Genomic DNA, 4522 nt, shown 5'->3' on the forward strand with positions numbered 1-4522 from the left:
AGGGCGATAGCCCAGGCGACACAATTAGCGGATCAGTCTTCCAGCAGCTCTTCAGCCTGCCCCAGGATGTTCTCCAAGGTGAAGCCGAACTCCTCGAACAGCGCCGACGCAGGCGCCGACTCACCGTAGGTGGTCATGCCGATCACGCGGCCTTCCAGGCCCACGTACTTGTACCAGTAATCGGCGTGAGCGGCTTCGATGGCGATCCGCGCGCTGACTTGCAACGGCAACACCGCCTGCTTGTAACCGGCATCCTGGGCATCGAACACGCTCGTGCAGGGCATGGAAACCACGCGCACGTTGCGGCCCTGCCCGGTCAGCTTGTCGTAGGCCTGGACGGCCAGGCCGACTTCCGAACCGGTGGCGATCAGGATCAGCTCAGGCTCGCCGATGCAGTCCTTGAGCACGTAGCCGCCACGGCTGATGTCACTGATCTGGCCGGCATCGCGCTCCTGGTGCTGCAGGTTCTGACGCGAGAAGATCAGCGCCGATGGGCCGTCGTTACGCTCGATGGCGTGTTTCCAGGCCACAGCGGACTCCACGGCGTCGCATGGGCGCCAGGTGTCCAGGTTCGGCGTGCAGCGCAGGCTCGCCAGTTGCTCGATCGGCTGGTGAGTCGGGCCGTCTTCGCCCAGGCCGATGGAGTCGTGGGTGAACACATACAGGATGCGTTTTTTCATCAGCGCCGACATGCGCACAGCGTTGCGGGCGTATTCCATGAACATCAGGAAGGTAGCGCCGTAAGGCACCAGGCCGCCGTGCAGGGCAACGCCGTTCATGATCGCGCTCATGCCGAATTCACGAACGCCGTAGTACATGTAGTTGCCGCTGGCATCTTCGGCGGTCACGCCCTTGCAGCCTTTCCACAGGGTCAGGTTGGAACCGGCCAGGTCGGCCGAACCACCCAGCAGTTCCGGCAGCAATGGGCCGAAGGCGTTCAGGGTGTTCTGGCTGGCCTTGCGGCTGGCGATGGTTTCGCCCTTGGCCGCGACTTCGGCGATGTAGGCAGAAGCTTTCTCGGCGAAATCAGCCGGCAGCTCGCCGCTGAGGCGACGAACCAACTCGTTGGCCAGCTCAGGGAATTCGGCAGAGTAGGCTGCAAAACGCTGGTCCCACTCGGCTTCGGCCGCGCGGCCTTTTTCCTTGGCGTCCCATTCGGCATAGATGTCGGCCGGGATTTCGAACGGGCCATGTTCCCACTTCAGCGCAGCGCGGGTCAGGGCGATTTCCTCGGCCCCCAGTGGCGCGCCGTGGCAGTCTTCCTTGCCCTGCTTGTTCGGCGAGCCGAAACCGATGGTGGTCTTGCAGCAGATCAGGGTCGGCTGGGCGCTCTTGCGCGCAGTCTCGATGGCGATCTTGATTTCTTCCGGGTCGTGACCGTCGACGTTGCGAATCACCAGCCAGTTGTAGGCTTCGAAGCGCTTGGGGGTGTCGTCGGTAAACCAGCCTTCGACTTCGCCGTCGATGGAAATGCCGTTGTCATCGTAGAAGGCGATCAGCTTGTCCAGGCCCAGGGTGCCGGCCAGGGAAGCGACTTCGTGGGAAATGCCTTCCATCATGCAGCCATCACCCAGGAACACGTAGGTGTGGTGATCGACAACGTCGTGGCCCGGACGGTTGAACTGTGCCACCAGGACTTTTTCCGCCAGGGCGAAGCCCACGGCGTTGGCCAGGCCTTGGCCCAGCGGGCCGGTGGTGGTTTCCACGCCCGGGGTGTAGCCGTATTCCGGGTGGCCCGGGGTGCGGCTGTGCAGTTGGCGGAAATTTTTCAGGTCATCGATCGACAGGTCATAGCCGGTCAGGTGCAGCAGCGAGTAGATCAACATCGAGCCGTGGCCGTTGGACAGCACGAAGCGGTCGCGGTCGGCAAACGATGGGTTGCTCGGGTTGTGCTTGAGGTAGTCGCGCCAAAGCACCTCGGCGATATCCGCCATACCCATGGGGGCACCGGGATGGCCGCTGTTGGCTTTCTGCACGGCATCCATGCTGAGGGCACGAATGGCATTGGCACGCTCACGACGGCTGGGCATCGCTGATCTCCTGGGTTTTGAATAACGAAACTGAAAAAGGCGAGCATTTTCCCTCACGCACCCGCCTCGGGGCAATCAGATACTCGTCCAAAGGCGATTTTTGCGCTGGATAAAGTCGCATCGGCCAGGTGAAACCTTTCCGCTGTTGCTGGGTAGAGTCAAGCAGCTCCGGGGAAGTGCCATTTATCGAGCAATATCAAAACTTTTTGATATTGACCTTGCGATGCGCCAGACCCGTCACTAGACTGCCGCCCATGAATTTACGCGTGCCTTCCATTCGCCATGACGATTGCGATGAGCTGGCGGCCCTTTGCAAGGCCGGCGGCGATCCGTTGCGGCTCAATGTATTGCGCGCCCTGGCCAACGACTCGTTCGGCGTTCTGGAACTGGCGCAGATCTTCGGCATCGGCCAATCCGGCATGAGCCACCATTTGAAAGTGCTGGCCCAGGCCGACCTGGTGGCGACGCGCCGTGAAGGCAACGCGATTTTCTACCGCCGCGCCCTGCCCCACACCGAACTGCTGGGCGGCAAGCTGCACTCAGCGCTGCTTGAAGAGGTGGACGAGCTGGCCTTGCCGCTGGACGTGCAAGCCCGCATCGCCCAGGTACACGGGCAACGCGCCGCCGCCAGCCAGGATTTTTTCGCACGGGTGGCAGAGAAATTCCGCGCCCAGCAGGACCTGATCGCAGGACTGCCGCAATACCGTGACAGCGTCGTGGCGCTGCTGGACAAGCTCAGCTTCGAGCCCACCGCCACGGCGCTGGAAGTCGGCCCCGGCGACGGTGCATTCCTGCCGGAACTGGCGCGGCGCTTCAATCAGGTGACCGCGCTGGACAACAGCCCGGCGATGCTCGAACTGGCCCGCCAGGTGTGCGAACGGGAGTCGCTGGCGAATGTCACGCTGCAACTGGCCGACGCTCTGAACGGCGTGAGCCTGCAGGCCGACTGCGTTGTATTGAACATGGTGCTTCACCATTTTGCCGCGCCGGCCGATGCACTCAAGCACATGGCCAACCTGCTGCAACCGGGCGGTAGCCTGTTGGTGACAGAGTTATGCAGCCACAACCAGAGTTGGGCCAAGGAGGCCTGCGGTGATCTCTGGCTGGGGTTTGAACAGGACGATCTGGCCCGTTGGGCCACCGCTGCGGGCCTCGTGCCCGGGGAAAGCCTCTATGTAGGCTTACGTAATGGTTTCCAGATCCAGGTTCGCCATTTTCAGCGACCGGCTGGCGACACTCACCATCGGTAACTTGTAGGAAAACATCGAGATGAGCGAATACTCCCTTTTCACCTCCGAGTCCGTGTCTGAAGGGCATCCGGACAAAATCGCCGACCAGATTTCTGATGCGGTGCTGGACGCCATCATTGCTGAAGACAAGTTCGCCCGCGTGGCGTGCGAGACTCTGGTGAAAACGGGCGTGGCGATCATCGCCGGCGAAGTCACCACCTCGGCCTGGGTCGACCTGGAACAGATCGTTCGCGACGTGATCCTCGGCATCGGCTACAACAGCTCCGACGTCGGCTTCGACGGCGCGACCTGCGGCGTGATGAACATCATCGGCAAGCAGTCCCCGGACATCAACCAGGGCGTCGACCGCGCCAAGCCGGAAGACCAGGGCGCCGGCGACCAAGGCCTGATGTTCGGCTACGCCAGCAACGAAACCGACGTACTGATGCCGGCACCGATCACTTTTTCGCACCAACTGGTCCAGCGCCAGGCTGAAGCGCGCAAATCCGGCCTGCTGCCTTGGCTGCGTCCGGATGCCAAGTCCCAGGTGACCTGCCGTTACGAAGGCGGCAAGGTCGTTGGTATCGACGCTGTCGTGCTGTCGACCCAGCACAACCCGGAAGTGTCCTACAAAGACCTGCGCGAAGGCGTGATGGAGCTGATCGTCAAGCACGTGCTGCCTGCCGAACTGCTGTCCAAGGACACCCAGTTCCACATCAACCCGACCGGCCAGTTCATCATCGGTGGCCCGGTGGGCGACTGCGGCCTGACCGGTCGCAAGATCATCGTCGACAGCTACGGCGGCATGGCCCGTCATGGCGGCGGCGCGTTCTCCGGCAAGGACCCGTCCAAGGTTGACCGTTCGGCCGCTTACGCCGGTCGTTATGTGGCCAAGAACATCGTTGCCGCCGGCCTGGCCGAGCGTTGCGAGATCCAGGTGTCCTACGCCATCGGCGTCGCCCAGCCTACGTCGATTTCGCTGAACACCTTCGGCACCGGCAAGATTGGCGATGACAAGATCATCCAATTGGTCCGTGACGTGTTCGACCTGCGTCCGTACGCGATCACCACCATTCTCGACCTGCTGCACCCGATGTACCAGGACACCGCAGCCTACGGCCACTTCGGCCGTACGCCGCAGACCAAGACGGTGGGTGACGATACCTTCACCACCTTCACCTGGGAAAAGACCGACCGCGCCGACGCCCTGCGCGCCGCTGCCGGCCTGTAATACTCCACCGCAGTGAAAAAGCCCCTGGCGAC

Annotated in this window: 3 protein-coding genes; 2 read left to right on the forward strand and 1 reads right to left on the reverse strand. The window is 62.4% G+C overall.

Going from position 1 to position 4522, the window contains the following annotated elements:
* Positions 1–32: 32 nt before the first annotated feature.
* Complete coding sequence (tkt, locus tag ACE04F_RS20495; protein WP_486109511.1) at positions 33–2030, reverse strand: transketolase; 1998 nt, start codon at positions 2028–2030, stop codon at positions 33–35.
* Between the two features lie 254 nt (positions 2031–2284).
* Between tkt and ACE04F_RS20500 the strand changes: the two genes are divergently transcribed.
* Positions 2285–3280 carry an ArsR/SmtB family transcription factor gene (locus ACE04F_RS20500; RefSeq protein WP_486109513.1) on the forward strand — a complete coding sequence of 332 codons (996 nt, stop codon included), beginning with the start codon at positions 2285–2287 and terminating at the stop codon, positions 3278–3280.
* 19 nt (positions 3281–3299) lie between these two features.
* Positions 3300–4490: a methionine adenosyltransferase gene (gene metK, locus ACE04F_RS20505; RefSeq protein WP_486109515.1), complete on the forward strand. Its 1191-nt coding sequence runs from the start codon at positions 3300–3302 to the stop codon at positions 4488–4490.
* The last annotated feature ends 32 nt before the right edge of the window (positions 4491–4522 follow it).

This window comes from Pseudomonas sp. AGC41 (assembly GCF_057334555.1).

What these genes read in the sequence shown, in the direction of transcription:
- tkt (WP_486109511.1), bottom strand. Translation starts at nt 2,030, where the DNA reads ATGCCCAGCCGTCGTGAGCGTGCCAATGCCATTCGTGCCCTCAGCATG.
- ACE04F_RS20500 (WP_486109513.1), top strand. Translation starts at nt 2,285, where the DNA reads ATGAATTTACGCGTGCCTTCCATTCGCCATGACGATTGCGATGAGCTG.
- metK (WP_486109515.1), top strand. Translation starts at nt 3,300, where the DNA reads ATGAGCGAATACTCCCTTTTCACCTCCGAGTCCGTGTCTGAAGGGCAT.